Annotated in this window: 17 protein-coding genes; 9 read left to right on the plus strand and 8 right to left on the minus strand. The window is 60.6% G+C overall.

Translation table 11 applies throughout. The features are described from left to right. Positions 1–296 precede the first annotated feature (296 nt). Complete coding sequence (locus tag WNZ15_RS15305) at positions 297–797, plus strand: peptide-methionine (S)-S-oxide reductase (protein ID WP_342893865.1); 501 nt, start codon at positions 297–299, stop codon at positions 795–797. A gap of 119 nt (positions 798–916) precedes the next feature. On the opposite strand, the gene WNZ15_RS15310 is transcribed toward WNZ15_RS15305, so the two are convergent. The 6 genes from WNZ15_RS15310 to WNZ15_RS15335 are packed head-to-tail and all read right to left on the minus strand — an operon-like array spanning position 917 to position 6,807. Continuing rightward, the gene (locus WNZ15_RS15310) at positions 917–1,222 is read right to left on the minus strand and encodes a DUF3088 domain-containing protein (protein WP_342893866.1); all 306 of its coding nucleotides are present in this window, start codon (positions 1,220–1,222) and stop codon (positions 917–919) included. Then, positions 1,219–2,013: a polysaccharide deacetylase family protein gene (locus WNZ15_RS15315; RefSeq protein WP_342893867.1), complete on the minus strand. Its 795-nt coding sequence runs from the start codon at positions 2,011–2,013 to the stop codon at positions 1,219–1,221. Before WNZ15_RS15315 ends, WNZ15_RS15310 begins: the two co-directional genes overlap by 4 nt. Beyond that, positions 2,010–3,164, minus strand: coding sequence for a glycosyltransferase (locus WNZ15_RS15320; protein ID WP_342893868.1), 1,155 nt, complete (start codon positions 3,162–3,164; stop codon positions 2,010–2,012). Before WNZ15_RS15320 ends, WNZ15_RS15315 begins: the two co-directional genes overlap by 4 nt. Further along, a complete protein-coding gene (locus WNZ15_RS15325; protein WP_342893869.1) occupies positions 3,161–4,288 on the minus strand; it encodes a glycosyltransferase family 4 protein in 1,128 nt (375 codons plus the stop codon). The genes WNZ15_RS15320 and WNZ15_RS15325 overlap by 4 nt, the downstream gene beginning before the upstream one ends. 41 nt (positions 4,289–4,329) lie before the next feature. Next, complete coding sequence (locus tag WNZ15_RS15330) at positions 4,330–5,550, minus strand: glycosyltransferase family 4 protein (protein ID WP_342893870.1); 1,221 nt, start codon at positions 5,548–5,550, stop codon at positions 4,330–4,332. A 42-nt stretch (positions 5,551–5,592) separates the two neighbouring features. After that, positions 5,593–6,807: a glycosyltransferase gene (locus WNZ15_RS15335; protein ID WP_342893871.1), complete on the minus strand. Its 1,215-nt coding sequence runs from the start codon at positions 6,805–6,807 to the stop codon at positions 5,593–5,595. A 230-nt stretch (positions 6,808–7,037) separates the two neighbouring features. Between WNZ15_RS15335 and WNZ15_RS15340 the strand changes: the two genes are divergently transcribed. The 7 genes from WNZ15_RS15340 (at position 7,038) to WNZ15_RS15370 (ending at position 17,051) form a co-directional block, all read left to right on the plus strand. Continuing rightward, positions 7,038–9,620 (plus strand): ATP-binding cassette domain-containing protein, encoded by a 2,583-nt coding sequence (locus WNZ15_RS15340; RefSeq protein WP_342893872.1) that lies wholly within the window; start codon positions 7,038–7,040, stop codon positions 9,618–9,620. A gap of 99 nt (positions 9,621–9,719) precedes the next feature. Beyond that, positions 9,720–10,178, plus strand: coding sequence for a Crp/Fnr family transcriptional regulator (locus WNZ15_RS15345; RefSeq protein WP_342893873.1), 459 nt, complete (start codon positions 9,720–9,722; stop codon positions 10,176–10,178). Between the two features lie 86 nt (positions 10,179–10,264). Beyond that, positions 10,265–11,089 (plus strand): MBL fold metallo-hydrolase, encoded by an 825-nt coding sequence (locus WNZ15_RS15350; protein WP_342893874.1) that lies wholly within the window; start codon positions 10,265–10,267, stop codon positions 11,087–11,089. Positions 11,090–11,341: 252 nt separating this feature from the next. Continuing rightward, the gene (locus tag WNZ15_RS15355) at positions 11,342–12,970 is read left to right on the plus strand and encodes a PAN domain-containing protein (RefSeq protein ID WP_342893875.1); all 1,629 of its coding nucleotides are present in this window, start codon (positions 11,342–11,344) and stop codon (positions 12,968–12,970) included. 471 nt (positions 12,971–13,441) lie between these two features. After that, a complete protein-coding gene (locus tag WNZ15_RS15360; RefSeq protein WP_342893876.1) occupies positions 13,442–14,659 on the plus strand; it encodes a helix-turn-helix transcriptional regulator in 1,218 nt (405 codons plus the stop codon). 100 nt (positions 14,660–14,759) lie between these two features. After that, a complete protein-coding gene (locus WNZ15_RS15365) occupies positions 14,760–16,178 on the plus strand; it encodes an adenylate/guanylate cyclase domain-containing protein (protein WP_342893877.1) in 1,419 nt (472 codons plus the stop codon). A 105-nt stretch (positions 16,179–16,283) separates the two neighbouring features. Beyond that, positions 16,284–17,051 carry an SDR family NAD(P)-dependent oxidoreductase gene (locus WNZ15_RS15370; protein WP_342893878.1) on the plus strand — a complete coding sequence of 256 codons (768 nt, stop codon included), beginning with the start codon at positions 16,284–16,286 and terminating at the stop codon, positions 17,049–17,051. A 60-nt stretch (positions 17,052–17,111) separates the two neighbouring features. Here WNZ15_RS15370 and WNZ15_RS15375 read toward each other — a convergent pair whose 3' ends face one another. After that, complete coding sequence (locus tag WNZ15_RS15375) at positions 17,112–17,501, minus strand: VOC family protein (RefSeq protein WP_342893879.1); 390 nt, start codon at positions 17,499–17,501, stop codon at positions 17,112–17,114. 87 nt (positions 17,502–17,588) lie between these two features. On the opposite strand from WNZ15_RS15375, the gene soxR reads away from it, so the two are divergent. Further along, on the plus strand, positions 17,589–18,062 hold the full coding sequence (gene soxR / locus WNZ15_RS15380; protein ID WP_342893880.1) for a redox-sensitive transcriptional activator SoxR: 474 nt from the start codon (positions 17,589–17,591) through the stop codon (positions 18,060–18,062). Positions 18,063–18,176: 114 nt separating this feature from the next. Here the strand turns inward: soxR and WNZ15_RS15385 are convergent, their stop codons facing one another. Continuing rightward, positions 18,177–18,434: a YjhX family toxin gene (locus WNZ15_RS15385; protein WP_342893881.1), complete on the minus strand. Its 258-nt coding sequence runs from the start codon at positions 18,432–18,434 to the stop codon at positions 18,177–18,179. Positions 18,435–19,181 lie beyond the last annotated feature (747 nt).

Raw genomic sequence — 19,181 nt, forward strand, 5'->3', positions numbered from 1 at the left:
ACATGGTCGGCTCCTGTTTGCCGATTGGACTTCATATGAGAACGGGACGGCTGTGAATTCATGGCTTGTGTCGATAGCAACTTGCGAGTGCCCAGCCCGCAGCTCCGTCCCGGACTTGATCCGGGACCACTTGGACGAGCCCAGCTCAAGACCGGGGATGCCGGGTGGAAAACGGCCGTAGCCCAACCTTCCGCACTTTCCCCGACTCCTTTGGGGGAATCTCTGACAAGCCGTTTCCCAGCGCGGCCATCTGACGGCACACTCGTCGCCTTGAGATATCTCGAAGGAGAACGGTGGTGAGGATCGGGCTCGGCGGCGGGTGCCATTGGTGCACCGAGGCCGTCTTTCAGGCAATCGCCGGCATTTCGAACGTGGACCAGGGCTTCATCCGCTCCGATCCGCCGGAGGACGCATGGTCCGAAGCCGTGGTCGTGACCTTCGATCCGGCGGCACTGCCTCTGGAGGTTCTGATCGAGATCCATCTCCGAACCCATTCCAGCACCTCCCGCCACAAGCTGCGCGGCAAATACCGCAGCGCGGTCTATGTCTATGACGCCGGCACGGGGGTGAAGGTCGGCCGTATCCTGCGCGACCTGCAGCACGGCTTCGACGAACCGCTGGTGACCAGCGTGCTGACGCTCGCCGACTTCAAGGCCTCTGACGAGCGCTTCCGCAACTATTTCGCAAACGGCCCTGAGCGGCCTTTCTGCAAAAGCTATATCGATCCCAAACTGGTGCTGCTCAGGCGTGAATACGGCAACAGGCTGCGCGCAGTGCAGGTTGAGGCGGCAGAGTAATTTCGGAATTCGTGACGAATTCTGGAACCGGCTTTCCGATGCTCCCTCCGGCCAATTCTGTCCTGACCGGTCGGGGTCTGCGCTTCGCCACGGTGAGGGTGCCTTGGACGGAATTTGGGCTACGGATGCGGGTGCGGAAATCCATGGCGCTCGGTGAGGGCCGTCAGGATGGCGTCCTTGTCGTTGATGAACCCGCCTTCTGAGAGAACCAGCACCGGCAGGCTCTGATTGTCTTCGCCAAGCAGGTTCACCAGTTCACCCCGTGGTATCGGCCAGGCAATCCGGCGGACATTAAGCCTTGCGCCGAGGGCGGGACAGGAAGCGAGAACACCTTCCATCAGTGCACAGTGCCAGCAATAAAAGGTCTTGCCCGGATAGTCCGGATCTTTGAACCCGGGAGCGAGCAGGAAAAGCGTGTCCGTCATCCTGTGGCCTTCTCCGGAGGTCCGCCGGCGTGCTCCGCGAACAGCCCCTTCACACCCGGCCAGTCCGCGCCCTCATGGTGCGCGGCAATCGCCAGAAATTCCCCGAGAAATTCAAAACAGCCGTCGTCATGCACCAGATGGTGGGTCAGCAGGCCGAGCGGCTCGCCATCGGTGTTGCGCCGCCGGGTCATCTGCAGGTCGAAGCGCAGGCGGGCGCTTTCCCAGCCGATGAAACGGACATCCTTTTTCCACTTGATGATGTCAACATGGGACTGGACCTGATGGGCCCGGGGGAAATTGAACCAGGTAAAGCTTGAGAGGCCCGTCAGGCCGATGTCCGGCAGGCGGCGGGAGATCTCCGGGGCGATCCGGTTCCAGGGAGGTACCATGGCGGCGATGAACCTGTCACCGAACAGATCCGTTAGCCGCGCCTTGCCGTCGGAAAGCTGTACCATCAGGTCGGCCGGATCGCGCCTTGTGCCGAGTTCGGCCGCCTTTTCACCGAGATCCTTGCGCTGGAAATTCCGATGCTGCCAGCCGTGCTGCAGAACCAGCGCATGCGGTTCATCGGCGAGCCGCTCCGCCAGCGTCTGCGTCGCGGTTTTCGGAATGACGGCGAGGGCGATGTCGACCTGGTGCCGGTTGGCGAGCTCCAGCATGCGGTCGAGGGCAGGCGTCGGCTCGATGGCATCGTCGTCGCGCCACCAGAACCGCACCTTGCGGCCGCGCTCGGCGAACCAGTCGAGATGGCGGGTCAGATCGTCCCGGAACCGCTGGAGGTCGGAGGTCATGACTGTCTGTCTTGCAGGTCGGCGAGCAGAACGCGAGCACTTTCTTCAGCCCCGCCCAGCCGGACGGCATGCGTGCTGCGGGGCAGGGCGAGGGCATCGTCGATTGCCGCCGCCAGCCGTTCCGGTGTCAGGCCCGTTTCCGGCGTGACAATTGCCCGGCCATGGCGGGCAAGGGCATCGGCGCGCTGGGTCTGCTCGGTCTCGTTGGCCTGGGCGAACGGCACGAAGACGGCCGGGACACCCGCGACCAGAATGTCGAGCACGGTGTTGTAGCCTGCCTGGCTGACCGAAAGACGCGCGTGTTTCAACAGCTCCGGGAAGTCCTTGCGGGCCCGTTCGACAAGGATGCCCTCCGCCGCGCTCTGCCGATAGATGGCAAAGGCGTCGTCGGAAATGTCGTGCCCGATCAGGACCCGCCAGGGCGTGTCCTCCGCCCGTCTGGACAGGGGCCTTGCGTCAAGCACCGCCGACAGCAGCGCCCCGGCAACGGCGCCGCCGCCGCAGGACACGATCACCTCGTCCGCGCCGTCGCGGCTGCCGAAAACCGGACGCGGCGCACCGCCGACATAACCAGTGTAGCGCACCAGGTGATCAACGTCGTCGGCAAACGGAAAACTGTCGGCCAGAGCGATGAAGTCCGGATCGGAATGGACCAGGATGCGGTCGTAGTATTTCAGCGCCTGGTCGGCCATCCAGCGCTCTTTCCAAAGCTCCTTCTTGCGCACCAGGATATCGCGGATGGACGTGGCGATCAGCGGAGGTCTCGACCGTGCCCTGGCTGTATCCAGCAGCGGTGCCAGTTCGAAATCCAGCTGGCGCCGCCCGAACGGATAGGTCTCGGTCAGGAGCAGATCGTAATCCTGTTTCTCGAAAGCTTGAATCGATGCATGAACCCTGGCGGATTTCCAAGCATCGTCAACAGCTTCACCTTCCAGTGTGACAAGCTGCTTGAAGGCGGCGTCCGGACTTTTGCAGGCCGGCAGCTCGATCACGTCCAGCGGGCCGGTGTCCAATGTCGGCGGGATCCGGTTGCCGCTGGCAAGCGTCACCTCGACGCCGGAAGCCGCAAGCGCCTTGCCGATGCCTGCTGCCCGGACCACGTGGCCGGTCCCCAGCAGATGCTGCACGTGAATGAAGGCTTTCAGGCTCACGACTTTGAGGCCTCTCTGCGCCGGGCATGGTTACGCACCGCCTTTTCCGCGAGGGCTTCCAGCCGGGCCGCTCCCGACGACAGACTGTGCAGATCGAGAATATGCTGCCGCGCGGCGGAGCCAAGCCGGTCGGCGAGTTCCGGCTCTTCCAGCACGCGGCGCAGGTTCACCGCAAGCGCGGCGGCATCGCCTTCCGGCGACAGCAATCCCGTTTCTCCGTCGCGGACGATGTCGGGAACGCCGAAGGTGTCGCCAGCGACGACGCCGAGCCCGGCGGCCTGGGCTTCCAGCAGAACCAGGCCGAACGCCTCCCGGATGGCGGGCCACACCAGAAGATCGTGACGGGCGTAGAGCGCCGGCAGGGCGTCTGGTGAAAGCGCGCCGAGAAAGGTCACCCTTTCGGGCGGAAACAGTCCGCGCACACGGTCCAGGACCGGTCCGTCGCCGGCAATCGTCAGATGCCAGGGCAGAGTGCGAACCCGCTCAAGAGCATCGGCCAGGATTTCGTAGGACCGCTCCTTGTCGCCCGCGCGCATCATGCCGACGGCCAGCAGCTTGAGGGGCAGGGCCGCCAGCGGCTTGGCGGCGGTCGAGGCCTCAAGATACGGCTCGGCATCCAGAAAGGGCAGCAGAACCGACAGGCGCTGGTGCGGCACGACCTCCGCAAGGCATGCGGCGTCCGCATTGTGAATTGCCGCGACCGCGTCGGCGCGCTCCAGGGCGCTGTCGGCTGCGGCAAAGCCCAGGGCCCAGTCACCGGTGCGGCGTTTCGGAGCGCGGCTGGCTTCCACGATCGCATAGGGCAGGTCGAACCGGTCCGCCAGCGCCGGTCCAATCCAGTCCGGTGCCTTGTGATAGAGATGATAGGTCAGGATGAGATCCGGCCGGTAGCCCGTCCGCTCCCAGTCTCCTGCAATCCGCTCCGCTTCCTCAAGCGCCTGCGTCCGCACCTGCGCCTGGATGGCGTCGCTGCCGTCCTTGCGCCAGGACCGGAAGCGGCTGGCCACCGTAACGTCATGGCCGATGCTTTCAAGCGCTTTCACGATGAGGCGCCCCATGGTGCGGTCACCGGAGGGAACGGGGTGGTCCAGGGGCTTCATCGGCGCGGTGAAGGCGATTTTCATGGGCATCCCGGGGGTCTGCGGACATTCAAGACGAGAGGGCGTCACAGCACCTTGCGGAATTTCTCCGCGAGGCGGTCTAGGCCGGGGTCGGTGGAAAACTCCGAGCGGACCCGCTTTGACGCCGCCAGGCCGTATCTTTGCCGTTGGTCCGGGGACCGGATCAGCCGGGTCATGGCGCTTGCCAGGTCTTCGGGCGCTCCCGGTTCGACCAGCACGCCGGTCTCGCCGTCGACGATCAGTTCGGGGATTGCCGATACCCTGGTGGAAAGACAGCACAGGCCCATCGACTGGGCTTCCATGAGCACGTTCGGCAGACCGTCCCGGTCACCGGTCCTGGCAAGCTTGGATGGCAATACGAACAGATCGGCCTCCCGGCAGGCGGCGATCACCTCTTCGCGCGGCTGCGCGCCCCGCCAGGTAATCCGTCCGGACACCCCGAGCGCATCAGCCTGCGTTTTCAGGGCGTCCGACAGCTCGCCGCCGCCGATATGGGTGAAGGTCCAGTCGAGATCGGCCGGCAGCCTGGACAGGGCCTCGAGCAGATCGTCATAGCCTTTCTTCTCCACGGCGCGGCCGACGGAGACCAGGCGCACGGGGGCGCCGCTTCCATCCCGGGTGGACGGAGTGCCGGACGGCTCTGGGAACCCGGAGAAATCGAGACCGTGATAAAGCAGCTCCACCTTGGCCGGGTCGTCGGCGAGGCCTTTCAGGTGCGCGGCGTTGACGGCGGTGCAGGTCACGCCCCAGGCGGCATCGTTGATCTTGGTCCTGAGATCCCACTCCGGACTGGTCCAGATGTCCTTGGCATGGGCGGAAAAGGACCAGGGCAGACCGGCAATGTGCGCGGCGTACCGAGCCGCCGAGCAGGGCGTGTGCAGGTAGTGGGTGTAGATCCAGGTGATGTCGTCGGGAAGTTCATGGGCGAACACGCAGCCCTGGGCCCAGCGCCGTTGCCGGTCCGCGTTGGACTGGCGCGCGAAATCGGCATCGAACTGCGCCTTGGCATCCTGGTAGGTCGGCTGTTTTTCAGCCCAGCGCCTGGCGCGGGCAACGCGCGCGGGATCGTCCCTGACATATTCGGGCAGATACATCACGTCAGCGGAAATCTGCCGGTGAAGGTCGTGGATGAACGGATCGTATGGCTTGCGCAGGGCAACGATGAGAACGCCGATGCCGCGCCGCTCCAGCCCAAGGATCTCCTGAGCGATAAAGGTTTCGGACAGGCGCGGGTAGCCTTTGACGACGATGGCAACTCGGGACATTGCTCAGCTCTTGAACGGGGGAGGGGTGCTTCCGGCGAGGTCTCAGAAATTGACAAGCTTGCGGCTGGTCACCTGTTGCTCGTCGAAGATCTCTCCGACGCGCGTTGAGATGATTTCGAGGCCGCCGAGAAGATTGTCGACACCGGCAGAGGAGGGCGATGCCATTTCCGGCAGGTCCGACAGGGCCTTGGCCATCAGGTCGGGGTCGGGATAGCGGTCGATCGGCAGCACCTTGAGCAGCCCGCTCTGTTCCGCGCGCTCCGCCCGGATCGCCTGTTCCCGGCGCGGGACAACGCGCGGGACCATCAGCGTCGGCTTGTCGAAGGACAGGATCTCGCAGAAGGTGTTGTATCCGCCCATGCCCACGATCGCTGTGGCATTGGCGAGGTACGGCTCGATCTGCGGCGTGAAGCGGATGATCTCTACGTCCCGAAGATGCTCGGCCCGTTCGCTGAACTGGGCGGCGGCCGCCGCGGGCATGAACGGTCCCAGCACGATCAGCGCCGGAAACAGGGGGATCTGCCGCGCTTCGTAAGCGCGCATGACCCAGTCGACCATTTCCACGCCGTCACCGCCACCGCCGGGTGTGACCAGAATGTAGGGCTCTTCGTCGAACGGGGTCGGCGCCGGCAGGTCTTGGGCGGACTTGGGCAATTCGCGGCGCAGGAACCCGGTGTAGCGCAGTTTGTCTTGCACGGAGCCCGGCAGTTCGATCCCCTCGACCGGATTGCAGATGTCCTGCGGACCGTAGACCCAGATGTCGTCATAAAGGTCCCGAAGCGCTGGATAGACGTTCTTCCGGTCCCATTCCTCCTTGAGGATTTCGGGATCGTCCATCACGTCGCGCAGTCCGAGCACCAGACGGGTGTCGGTTTCCCTGAGCGCCTCGAGAGTCGGCAGCACCTCGCCGCGCAGGCCGAGCGGTTCCTTGTCGACGATGAAAATGTCGGGATCGAAGACCTTGGCCGTGTGTTCGATGATGGAGGACCGGATCGCGAGGGTCTGGTCGATGTTGATATGCAGCGACAACGGCGTGTACTCGCCATTGCGCAGCTTGATGACCCCCGGGATGCGCACAAAGTCGACGCGGGACCGGAATTCGAAACTGCCGATGATCGGCGACCCGGACAGGATCAGAACGGACAATGTGTCGAAGTCACCGACGAGCGACTGCGCGATTGCGCGGCACCGCCGCAGGTGACCGAGTCCGAAGGAATCATGGCTGTAGATGAGGATCTTAGGCGTCTTTGAACTCATACTGCCCCTGAATTTGTAAACCAGCCTTGCGAGGCTTATGTCTCAATTGATCGGGTTTTGTCACGCGCGGATATGTCTTGACACGGAACTATCGACAAGGAACGGTCTGCGGACCCTTTCAAAGTGGTTGTTGCAAATGCTAATCCTGGCTGGCGCCTCGTTCTCTGTTTGCTAATATACCAAATATGATCTGCTTGCATATGTTTGATCCCTATCTGTTTGGATGACTGATGGAAAAGAGCCTTTTCGGTTTTATTTGGAAATACAGTGCCAGGCAGCAGATCTTCATTCTCATGGTCACCGTGCTCACCTATCCGGTGGTCTATGTTTTGCTGGAATTGCCGAAACTCATCGTCAATGACGCAGTTCAGGGTGCCAATTTTCCACGCGCTATACTTGGCTTCGATTTCGACCAGATCCCGTATCTTGTTCTGCTGTGTCTGACCTTTCTTTTTCTGGTTGTCGTTTCCAACAGTCTGAAGTTTTACCTGAACGTCTACAAGGGGCGCCTGGGCGAGCGCATGCTGCGGCGTTTGCGGTTCGAACTGTTCCAGCGGGTCCTGCGCTTCCGGTTGCCTCATTTCAGGAAGGTGAGTTCCGGCGAGATCATTCCCATGATCACGTCGGAAGTGGAGGATGTCGGAGGGTTTATCGGCGAGGCCTTCGCGCTTCCTGCCTATCAGGGCGGCATGCTGGTTGTGCAGATCGGGTTTATCTTCATGCAGGACCCATTGCTGGGCCTGGCCGCGATCAGCTCCTATCCCATTCAGGGTTATGTCATTCCTTACTTGCAGAAGCGGGTCGTCATCCTGTCGCGCCAGAGGGTGCGCAACGTCCGCGTGATTGCAGACAAGGTGGGCGAGAGCATTACCGGCGTGGCGGAGATCCATGCCAACGACGCAGCCGCCTGGCATTCGGCCGACATATCCGAGCGTCTGTATGAGAATTTTAGGATCCGCTACGAGATCTTCAACCGGAAGTTCCTGATCAAGTTCCTGAACAACTTCATGAACCAGTTGACGCCGTTCTTTTTCTATCTGATCGGCGGGTATCTGGTGATCGAGGGCAATCTGAGCATCGGAGCGTTGCTGGCGGTTATCGCGGCCTACAAGGATCTTGCCGGCCCGTGGAAGGAGCTTCTGTCGTACTACCAGATGACCGCCGACGTCAGCGTCAAGTATCAGACGGTCGTCGAGAATTTCGATCCGCCGGACATCTATGGCGCGGAGCGGCTCACCGCGGATGACAAGGTCCAACTCAGCGGCGATCTGAAGTTCGACAATGTGAGCTTTTCAGGTGGCGCCGCCGGCCAGGAGGTCATGGACATTTCACTGACCGTTCCCGCGGGGACCGCCAGCGCGATTGCCGGGCACGACGGCTCCGGGCGATCGGAAGTGCTGCAGCTTGCAGCGGGGCTGGTGTCGCCTTCCTCGGGCAAGATATGCATCGGGGACCACGATCTCGACAAGCTGACCGATTCGACGCTTGGCCGCGAGATCGCCTATGTCGGCGGTGCCGTGCATGTGTGGACCGGAACCATCCGCGACAATCTCTATTACGGCCTTCGGCACAGGCCTCTTGTTCCACCCGAAAGAACGGGCGAGGACCTCAGGAACTACAATCGCCGTATCAGCGAGGCGAAGCTCACCCTCAATCCCGTCTACGATCTCGACGCCATCTGGGAGGATCTGCCGGCCGCGTCGGTAGAGAACGAGAATCAGCTCGATCAGAAGGCTCTTGACCTTCTCAAGGCGGTGAGACTCGACAATGATATCTACCGCCTCGGCCTGCAGTCGCGCTTCGATCCGTCGCTGGACGACGGCTTCGCCGACAAGATCCTCACCGTGCGCAAGAGCCTGGCGGACCGGATCGCCAAGGAACCCTCGCTGAAGGGCCTCGTCGAACTCTGGCACCGTGACAAGTTCAACGCCAGTGCGAGCCTTGCGGACAACCTCTTCTTCGCTGTGCCTTCCGACCCGGAAATCACGATGGACCAGGTGCCGGACCTGGAGGACGTCAAGGCCTTCCTGTCGGAAACCGGCTTCGACAAGAAACTGCAGAAAATCGGCCTGAAGATCGCCGAAACCATGCTGGAGCTGTTCTCGAACGTTTCCGGCGACAGCGGTCTTCTGGGGGCCTACTCCTTCATCACGCTGGACGAAATTCCCGATTTCGAGCGCATCGTGCGGGTCGCGAAGTCGGGGCAGCAGCGCCCGGGCCTGAGTGACGCGGACCGGTCCCGGCTGACCGGACTCGCGTTCAAGCTTGTTCCCGCCCGTCACCGTCTTGGTGTGATGGATGATGACCTCAAGGCGGAAGTCATCGAGGCGCGCAAGCGGTTCCTGGAAGACGTGGTCAGGAACAACGACAAGTTCGTTGCCTTCGATCCGGACGTTTACCTGCCGCCGCTGACGATCGAGGACAACCTGATCTTCGGCCGCGCGCGTGTGGATCGCCGGGACGCGCGCCGGCGCATTGACGATGTCATCCGGGCGATCGTTGAGGAGACCGGGCTGCGTCAGCCGATCGTGTATGCGGGCTTCGGCTACCACGTCGGTGTCGCCGGATCCAGGCTCTCCGCCGGGCAGCGCCGCCGCATCGCCCTGGTGCGCGGTCTTCTGAAAAACGCGAAAATCACCATATTGGATGATATCGCCACCGGCATGACGGAGGAAGACAAGGTCCTCCGCGACAGCCTGAGGCAGATCTTGTCCGGTAGAACTTTCCTGTATGGCACGTCCAACGCCGAAATCGCGGCGGAATTCGATCAGTGTTTCGAATTGGACCAGGGACGGATTTCAGACAAAGGATAAGATAATGGCGGCAACAATGGACGGGCGGCAGCCCTTTGCGAATTCGCTCGGCAAGGACCGATCGAATGGCGTGACACGGCAATTGCTTTGGAGGACGACATGACCCTGGAAACCGAGGTTGAGGCTCTTCGCAAGGTCCCTCTGTTTCACGGAATTGACGAAACCAAGCTGCGGCTGCTGGCCTTTATCAGCGACCGCACCGAATATCCATCGGGCGAGCGCTTGTGCTCTCAGGGAGAGGAAGGCGATTGCGCCTTCATCATTCTGGCCGGCGATGCCGACGTGCTGGTGCAAACGCCCGAGGGCGAGAAAAAGGTCGCTCAGGTTTCCGAAAATTCAATTGTTGGCGAAATCGCAATTCTGTGCGACGTACCAAGAACCGCCACACTGGTTGCTGCGAACAACATGGATGTTTTGACCGTCTCGAAGGACGACTTCTTGAAACTTCTGAAAGAATTTCCGGATATTTCACTTGAGGTGATGCGCACCCTTGCATTGCGGCTTGAAAGGACAACCCGGGACCTGGCCGATGCGCGCCGTGGCGCCTCCAGTGGCTGAGGCACGCGACGTTCAGTTTTGGAACGATCAGCTTTTGGACGTCTAATCCGGTTCCGCCGGACCTCCGTTGACCCAGGGAGTAACATGTGACCGAGGAATTTTGGCTTCGTTGCTGGGGCGTCAGAGGATCCACTCCGACGCCTGGGTCAAGCACACTGCGCTATGGTGGCGAAACCTCCTGCTTCGAGATCCGGGCGGGGGACGCGCTGGTGCTCGTGGATTGCGGCTCCGGAGCCCGCAATCTGGGTATGGAACTGTGCAGCAGCAAGACGCGCTCCTTTGATCTGCTGTTCACGCACACGCATCTTGATCACATCTGCGGCCTGCCATTTTTCAAACCCGCTTACGACCCGAGCTTCGAGGTAACCGCCTGGGCCGGTCATTTCCAGGATGGCACCAATCTCATCGATATTGTCAGCCGGATCATGTCGCCGCCGATCTTCCCGGTCGCCGCCAAGACGCTGAAAGCCGTTGAGTTCAAGTCGTTCACCGCCGGGGATACAATTCCCCGGCAGGACGATCTTGTGATCCGCACGACGCGGCTCAACCACCCCGGTGGCGCCTGTGGTTACAGGTTCGAGTTTCACGGCAAATCCATCTGCATCATCACGGATCACGAACACGGCGATCCGGAGATCGACGCAGCGCTGCCGGATTTCGTCCGCGACTCGGATGTCATGATTTATGACGCCATGTTCACCGATGACGAATACCGGACCTTCAAGGGCTGGGGGCATTCCACCTGGCAGAAGGCCGTGCAACTGGCAAAAGCCGGCAATGTCAAAACGCCGGTCCTGTTTCACCATGATCCGCGCCGCTCCGACGACGAGCTCGACGAGATCGGCCTGGCCGCGCAAAATGCCTATCCGGGCATGCTGGTCGCCAGCGAAGGCATGGTCCTGCGGCCGTGAGCCCCTTGTCCGCGCTCTCAGTGCGTTCAGATCCAGACCGACGGGCCTCTCCGCAAACCGTGACCGCCGCACCGTCTGCCTGCCGCGACCATCAGGCAACAATAACGAAAATCGTGCGGGCGTGCCGCCCGGCCACGGACAGGCACTCACCAGGCTCAACACGCCTGCGTCTGGTTTGCTTTGCCTTCCATTTTGGCGGAATTTCCTGTTCGATGGCCACATTGCCGATTCTGAATTTCAAAAGGACCCGTCATGCGCCGTTGGGGTGTGAGAAGATCAGCCATTGTCATCGGAGCGATCCTGGCCTTGCCCGCAACCGTTTTCGCGGCCGAAGTCCAGCCTTCGGATGTGGCAGGGTGCGACTTTCATCTGCGGGGACCGATAACCGAGGGGGATCATCTCAAGCTTGATGGTGTTGGGGGAAGTTACCAGGGGAGAGTCTTGTGTCTGGACAGTCCAGGGGGCAGCCTGCTGGAGGGCAAGAAGCTGTTCGACCGGATCTGGGAAGCGAATATCCGAACCCGAATAGTGTCTGGCGAACGTTGTGAATCGGCCTGTTCCCTGGCGTTTCTGGGAGGCAGCGTGACCCAGGGAACCGCGGTGATCCACTTGCGGGACAGAAAGCTGGATGCAGGTGGCACGCTTGGTTTCCACGCCCCCAGTCTGGACTTGCCGGCAGGGGGAAGTTTTTCCGGCAAGCAGATTGAGCAGGCGTTCGAGATCGCCCTCAAGGCGGCCGAAAACTTCTTCGAAATCAAGGTGACGAAACGTCATGGCGTCAGTCCCATGAATGACTTTCTCTACCACAGGATACTAACGACCCGACCCAGCGACATGTATCGGCTGACGTACATCGGGGATGCCGTTCTGTCAGACATCGCCCTGCAGGGGCTCACCTATCCGGAGCACATAACAGCCGCCGAGATCCAGAACATTTGCGACAACACATTCGCCTCGACCAGATCTGAAGCGCTGCTCCGGAAGGGGCCTCTGAAAGAGCAGTTCCGGGAAGCGCTTGCAGGCGATGGCGAGTCGGAAATGGATCGCAGAGCCGTGATCACAAGGACGGGAGATGAAATCGAAGGCAAGGCCTATGGCTACTATAGCCCGTCCAAATTCGGAAACCTTGGCTGTCACGTCAGGCTCACGGACGGCTGGTCAACGTATATCGACGAATACGAGGACAGCTACGGGATAAGCGTATCGTTTTACGGCTATTCGGTTGGCCAGGATTTCAATCCAGAGCCAAACAATGGACGTGGTTCCGGCACAACTGTTCCACCGTGGTTCGTTTATCATCCGTTGACGCCTATTTCCTCGGCCAGCACAGCCGGCGGCTCTGTTGGGGAAAGTCCGCGCGATGCAGATGTGAAAGTGACCGCGGTTTCAGACCGAAGGCCGGCAAGCAAGTATCGACGCTTTGTCGGCGCGGATTTGCCGGATGGGGACTTGTTCACGGCCAGGAAACTGTCGCCCGACCAGTGTATTGATCTCTGTGCTGAGAAAGAAGGATGTTCCGCGGTGACGTATGATCGATGGAACCGGTATTGCTTTGCGAAGAATGTCTCTCGAAGTGCTGGAAAGCTGTATGTCCAGGCAAAGTCAGATACCTATGTCTTGCAAAGCGAAACCCGGCACATTTCTGTGTCCGATTCAAAAATCGAACTTAAACGGCGTCGGGGAAAAGCTTTTGTCGGGGAGCCGAACTACCGCGCTTCCGGGGTTTCTTACGAACAATGCAGACACAAGTGTGGCCTGGATAGAAGCTGCCTGGCGTTCAATCACGTACCCTCAAGGCGGTCTTGTGAATTCTTCCACGAACCTCCCGAGTACTTTTCTAAAAACGGTTATCAAATCGGGGTAAAGCAACAGGTTCGCTGACGCATTTCCCTTCGTATCGACCCAATTTATGTTCAGAATGACCGTCAAAAAAGTTCGGGCTTCACGGAGCGAAACGGGCAAACTGGCGGATTTATGCCAAAGGGTGTTGGGTATGACCCATCTGGTAGGCCATTTCCGTCTGTCGGCGGGGCGCCTTGTCCTGCGATACGCGTCTGGTGAAAGGTCCTCCGGACGCGGTCAGGTCAGACACAATCAACACTCTTCGGCATCAGGCTCCGAACAATTAAAAAAAGGGCGGCCAGAACGGCCGCCCAAAAAAACACTACTCTTAAAAAATTGACCGTCTGCCGGGTGCAGGAATGCGGGAATTCCTTGAAGTGCATCCGGAAAGCATCCAGTCGAAACTTGAAAGAACGTTACGGCTGAATACCAAATACGATCAATAGTTGTTTACAGGGTGTATACGTTAAGTGCATGGTCCATTTGGACTAAAGGACGACAAATTTACCGGTGGAGGAACTGGGTCGCGTTGATGTCCGGGTGAAGGAACAAAGGCCGCTGGGGGGTGGTGTGGTCGTTGCCGCTGAAAAATATATACACTTGTCGAACCTGGCGGTTTCTGCCGCCATGGATCCGGGCCGGTGGCAGAAATTTCTGGATGAACTGAGCCAGGTTCTGGGGACGCGCATCTGCACGCAGTTGATAGGATACGACCATCTCACCGGAGCAGCGCCGCTCGCCTTCAGCTCCGGGTATGATCCCCATATCCTGGAACTCTACGAAAACTTCTATGCCGACAAGAACCCGTTTGCAGCCAGTTTCCCGAATTTCCCCACCGGTGAGGTCATGTCCTCGCATCAGCTCTGCCCACCGGACATACTGAAGAAAACGCCTTTCTATGCCGATCTATTGGCCCCGAGCGAGGACATCACCGGAGGCGGCGGATCCATGCTCGCGTCCGATACCAGCAGGATGTTCCTGATCGGCGGCAACATGCGCGCGAAGGATCGCGACAGATACGAAACCGATTGGCTCACGCTGTGCCGCAAGCTCGCGCCGGTCATCCGGCAGTCTCTCGAAATCAACCGCACGATTTCAGGTCTCTCCTTTGAAAAATGGGCGTCCGAACAGCACTTGCTTGGAACAGGTACGGCGATACTCGTGGTCGATTCGTCCCTGACGGTCCACTATGCCTGCGCCGAGGCGCACAAGATGCTCGCCAGGGGTACGCCGATCGGCAGCGGCTTCCAGCGCCGCCTTCAGTTCCGGTCCTCGCAGGTTCACAGCGAGTTCGCGGCGTTTGTCCGGCTGCAGTCGAAAGACGCTTTCAACATTTTCAGGAACTGGCGGTTTGAGGATGACAGCGGACAGCGATGGGCCGGCCGGACAATGGCACTGAATCTGACGGATCTGGATGAAATGCCTTTCGGTACTTTCGTGACCAGACCCGATTCCGGTGTCCTGCTGGCGCTCAAGCCGGAACTCAGCCGAATGTCCTTTCAAGATCTTGTGAGACAGGTGCTTGCACTGAGCCAGGCGGAAGCCGTCACAGCGATGAAGCTGGCGGACGGCCTGACACCCGCCGAGATCGCCCTGGACCGCCAGATCAGCATTCATACCGCGCGCAACCAGATCAAGTCGGCTCTGGCCAAGACCGGGTGCCGGCGTCAGAGCGATCTGGTTCTCAAGGTGGAACAACTGCGTCTGCACGGCACCCGTCCGGCCTAGCCCGTCACACTCACAACCGGTCACTTTCGCGCGGGGTTCTTGCGCAACTTTGCCGGCCGGAGGAAACTCCGGTCACGTTTTGTCTTTTTCCGGCGCCAAGGTGGCCTTCTTGCTGAATACGGTTCGATATATCCTGCGCGGCGGGCCGCCCGAAACCGGGCTTCCAGACCGTGTGCGGGCCGAAATACGCGCCAGGGAAGCATCCTCGGAGCAATTGATCGGCTGGGTGCAGCTGGGTCTGGTCCTGTTTTTCGCCACCCTTTACGCCATCGCCCCCAGGGCCGAAGGTACCGCCGGTTTCAATTTCGTGCCGTTCGCTCTGGCAGCCTATTTCCTGTTCACGGTGACACGGCTGCTGCTGTCCTATCGCTTCGAGCTGCCGCAATGGTATCTGCTGATATCGATCGGGGTGGACATGGCGCTGCTGGTCGGCCTGATTTTTTCCTTCCACATCCAGTACGGACAGCACCCGACCTTTTACCTGAAGACCCCGACGCTGATGTATGTCTTCATCTTCATCGGTCTGAGGGCCTTGCGTTTCGATCCGCGGTTTGTCCTGACAACCGGGCTGGTTGCCGTGGCGGGCTGGCTCGGGCTGGTCTTTTATGCGGTGCTGGCGGACATGGACCATATGCGGGTCACCCGCAACTACGTCGACTACCTGACCGGGAACACCATCCTGATCGGCGCCGAGCTCGACAAGACGATGGTCATCCTGTCGGTGACCGTGATCCTGTCGGTTGCGCTCTACCGGGGACGCTCGATGCTGTTCGAGGCCAGCAGGGATCAGGCCGCGGCGATGGACCTGCGCCGGTTCTTCGCGCCGGAAGTGGCTGCGTCCATTACCGGCGCCGACACGGAATTGCAGGCGGGGGAAGGCAGCCAGAGGGAGGCTGCGATCCTTTATGCCGATATCAGGGCCTTCACCTCGACTTCCGCGGCGCTGTCCCCGGAAACCGTCCTGGCCGTGCTGGCGGAATATCAGAACATGGCCGTCGAGGTGATCAATGACGAGGGCGGCCGTGTCGACAAGTTTCTCGGCGACGGCATCCTGGCCACCTTCGGCGCGGTTCATGCCTCCGGCACCTATGCGGCGGATGCGTTGCGAACGGCTCAGCGTCTGGTCAATTGCACGGAAGCGGAGCAGGGGCGGTTCAGAGCCGCAGGCTGGCCGGGTCATCTTGAAATCGGGGTGGCCGTGGCCGCCGGGCCTGTCACCGTCGGCGTGATCGGGTCGAAACACAGGCTGGAATTCACGGTCATCGGCGATGCGGTCAACAGGGCAGCCAAGCTGGAAGATGCCAACAAGGTGCAGCAGTCCAGGGCGCTGACCGACAGGGTCACCTACGACCTTGCCTGTGCCCAAGGCCTTGGCAATCCGCTGGTCGAAGCGCGCCCCGGCGCGCAGGTCGCCGGTATCGACACGCCGGTCGACCTGATTGTCCTGGCTGGAAAGACCCCGCTGCCGCCCGTGCCGCCGAGTAGTCCGGCCGCTGCGCACCCATCGGGAAAGTCTTGACCGGGCGGTCAATCTCGGTCACTTTGCGAACTTGATTGACCTAATCGTCAAAAAGAAAGATTAAATCCATTTTTTTCAATGGATTACATTGAATGGGAGGCTGACTTGAAACTGGATTCTACACTTGCTGCCATCGTGACAGGCGGCGCTTCCGGCCTTGGCGCCGCAACTGCGCGCATGCTGGCAGCCGAGGGCGTCCGGGTGACCCTGTTTGATCGGAACGCAGCCCAGGGCGCAGTTGTCGCTGATGAGATCGGCGGCGTCTTCGCCGATGTCGACGTCACCGATCAGGCCAGTGTCGAAGCCGGGTTTGAAAGCGCGCGCAAGGCTCATGGCCAGGAACGTATCCTGGTCAACTGCGCCGGGATTGCCCCGGTCGCCAAGACCACGTCCCGTGGCGAGGCGCATCCCATGGACATGTTCGAGAAGGTGATCGCCGTCAATCTGGTCGGCTCCTTCCGCTGCATCTCGATTGCCGCGACCGGCATGGCCGCGCTCGATCCGGTCACGGAGGACGGTGGCCGCGGCCTGATCGTGTCGACGGCGTCCGTGGCCGCCTTTGACGGCCAGATCGGGCAGGTGGCCTATGCCGCGTCCAAGGCGGGTATCGCCGGCATGACGCTTCCTGTCGCCCGCGATCTGTCCCGCTCGGGCATCCGTGTGATGACCATCGCACCGGGCATATTCGAAACGCCGATGCTGCTCGGTCTGTCCCAGGAAGTGCAGGACTCTCTTGGACAGCAGGTGCCGTTTCCCTCTCGCCTCGGCAAGGCCGCCGAATACGCGCAACTGGTCCGGTCCATCTGCGAGAACGACATGCTGAACGGCGAAACCATCCGGCTGGACGGCGCGATCCGCATGGCGCCCCGATAACCTGTGGCCGGCGGCGGACCGGCGAAGACCGCCGCCGCCCGCTTCGGGTTTGAACGGGCTTCAGCCGGCATAACTCACGATTTCGAATTCGATGCCGTCGTCGTCATGGAAATAGAAGCGGCGGCCCGGTTCGTAATCGCCGTGGTTCTTGGTTTTGTATCCACCCTTGAGAATGCGCGCTTCCGTGGCATCCAGATCGTCGACGACAATGGCGACGTGGTTGAGGCCGCCACGGGTGTGATAGCTGACGGCATCCGACGCTGCAGTCCGTCGGGCAGGCGTATAGGCAGCGATATAACTGCTGTCGTTGCCGATATGGTAGGTGGTGCCGCCTTCGAGACTGTCGCCCTTCCAGCGGACCTGCCATCCGAACCAGTCCTCCAGCCGTTTCGCCGTCGCTTCGGGGTCGCTGACGGTCACGTTCACATGTTCCAGAAACGCAGTGGTCATTTGGTGTCCTTTCAAAGATTGACCTTGTTGGGACACTGGAGATAATTGCTCAAGTAAGGTTGAGGTCAAGAGCGGCGGGACGAAAAAGTGAAAAGGGTACTCAGAGGCACCGATCCCCTGACCATCGGCGAACTGGCGGACCGGACAGGACTGTCCGTCTCGGCGATCCGTTTCTACGAGGAAAGGGGCCTTGTGCATCCGGGCCGGAACGCGGGCGGCCAGAGGCGGTTTCTGCGTGCCGACATTCGCCGGCTGTCCTTTGTCCTGGTCGCGCAGGAATTCGGCTTTTCCATTGCGGAGATCGCGGAGCAACTGAAACGCTTGCCCGAGGGCAGGGCGCCGACCAAGGCGGACTGGACAAGGATCAGCCGGGAGTTCCGGTCTCATCTCGACCGTCGCATCGAACGGATGACCGCGCTTCGGGACAAGCTGGACAGCTGCATCGGCTGCGGCTGCCTGTCCATGAAAACCTGCCGGCTCTACAATTCCGGAGATGCCGCCGCCAGAAAAGGCCGCGGTCCGCGCTATCTGCTGGGCGACCGGCCGGAAGTCGAAACGTGACAACCGGCCCCCTGGCGAGGGTCGGGTTGTCGATCGATCTTCGGGAGCCGGAGCATCGCGTGTTCCAGAGAACACAGGATGCTCCGGGCCAGGGGTCCCGGGGTCAAGGGGCCGTCAGCGGTTGTCCAACTGCGAGCGGACCCGTTTGAGACCCAGTTGCGTGATGCGGTAAGGGCCGCTGTTTCTCGACGAGATATACCGCTTGTATTTCAGTTTGCGGAACAGCCGCAGGGAACAACCGCCCCAGAACCAGCCTTCACGGGTAACGGTTTCATGGGAAATGGCACGGCCGTCCTCGTTTTTCTCCACGAGGATATAGCCGCCTTGAGCCAGCAGGTGCAGGACCCGTTGCTCGGCTTTGGAAATGTCCATTGATACTGAGATGCCTGAATTTGGATGCACGCCAGCAGTCACCGCAGCAAGACGCATGCGGTGCTGATTTGCATTTCACCCGGCTGAATTCAGCCGGGGCTTATCGGGACTCTTGCAATCCGCGCATAAAACCTCTCAGTGGATGAAAAGGCGATTAGCATGCGGGGGCGGGCACGGCAACATTCCGGCAGCCCGGGGCAGGGTGCTTTCCGGTGAAGTGTTGCAGAAAGGTTTCTCACCGGGCGTCGTTGAGCCGACGGCCCGGTCAAGCGGACCACGCTCCGCGATTCGTTCCGCCGGCAAACGGCACGGATCCATCAGATGCGGCATTATCGGGATTTTTTGAAGTTAACTGCGCTCGGCCGGCCAGTAGCCGCTATCCGGGTCACGGGAGATGGCCACGGCCCTGACATCTCTGGAACTGCAGGCTGCGCAGGTGAGCGCCTTGCTCAGGTCCGAGACCCTGCGGTCTCCGGAAAAACGGGAGCTGTTCAAGTAGCGGAAACGTCCGCAATGGTTGCAAAGTATCGCAAGCCGGCGGTCGGTCTCGCCCACCAGGTTAACCGTGGGGTCGTCGGGTTCAATATATGCAAGTAAAGTCATGTATTTTAATCTAGCCGAGCAAATGTCATGGAAATTCGAGCGATGCGTATTATTACGCCTTCTTCGTTTATAATATCACGATATCGAGGCTGGTAAAATAGTTAATTAATACATGACTATCCATTCAGGTTGTTTGTGCCCGGA

The sequence above is a fragment of the Roseibium sp. AS2 genome (assembly GCF_038900065.1).
Lineage (GTDB): Bacteria > Pseudomonadota > Alphaproteobacteria > Rhizobiales > Stappiaceae > Roseibium.

Excerpts from the sequence above, each read along its gene's own strand:
- WNZ15_RS15310 (WP_342893866.1), bottom strand. The coding sequence starts at position 1,222 with ATGACGGACACGCTTTTCCTGCTCGCTCCCGGGTTCAAAGATCCGGAC.
- WNZ15_RS15315 (WP_342893867.1), bottom strand. The coding sequence starts at position 2,013 with ATGACCTCCGACCTCCAGCGGTTCCGGGACGATCTGACCCGCCATCTC.
- WNZ15_RS15325 (WP_342893869.1), bottom strand. The coding sequence starts at position 4,288 with ATGAAAATCGCCTTCACCGCGCCGATGAAGCCCCTGGACCACCCCGTT.
- WNZ15_RS15330 (WP_342893870.1), bottom strand. The coding sequence starts at position 5,550 with ATGTCCCGAGTTGCCATCGTCGTCAAAGGCTACCCGCGCCTGTCCGAA.
- WNZ15_RS15335 (WP_342893871.1), bottom strand. The coding sequence starts at position 6,807 with ATGAGTTCAAAGACGCCTAAGATCCTCATCTACAGCCATGATTCCTTC.
- WNZ15_RS15340 (WP_342893872.1), top strand. The coding sequence starts at position 7,038 with ATGGAAAAGAGCCTTTTCGGTTTTATTTGGAAATACAGTGCCAGGCAG.
- WNZ15_RS15345 (WP_342893873.1), top strand. The coding sequence starts at position 9,720 with ATGACCCTGGAAACCGAGGTTGAGGCTCTTCGCAAGGTCCCTCTGTTT.
- WNZ15_RS15355 (WP_342893875.1), top strand. The coding sequence starts at position 11,342 with ATGCGCCGTTGGGGTGTGAGAAGATCAGCCATTGTCATCGGAGCGATC.
- WNZ15_RS15375 (WP_342893879.1), bottom strand. The coding sequence starts at position 17,501 with ATGACCACTGCGTTTCTGGAACATGTGAACGTGACCGTCAGCGACCCC.
- WNZ15_RS15385 (WP_342893881.1), bottom strand. The coding sequence starts at position 18,434 with ATGGACATTTCCAAAGCCGAGCAACGGGTCCTGCACCTGCTGGCTCAA.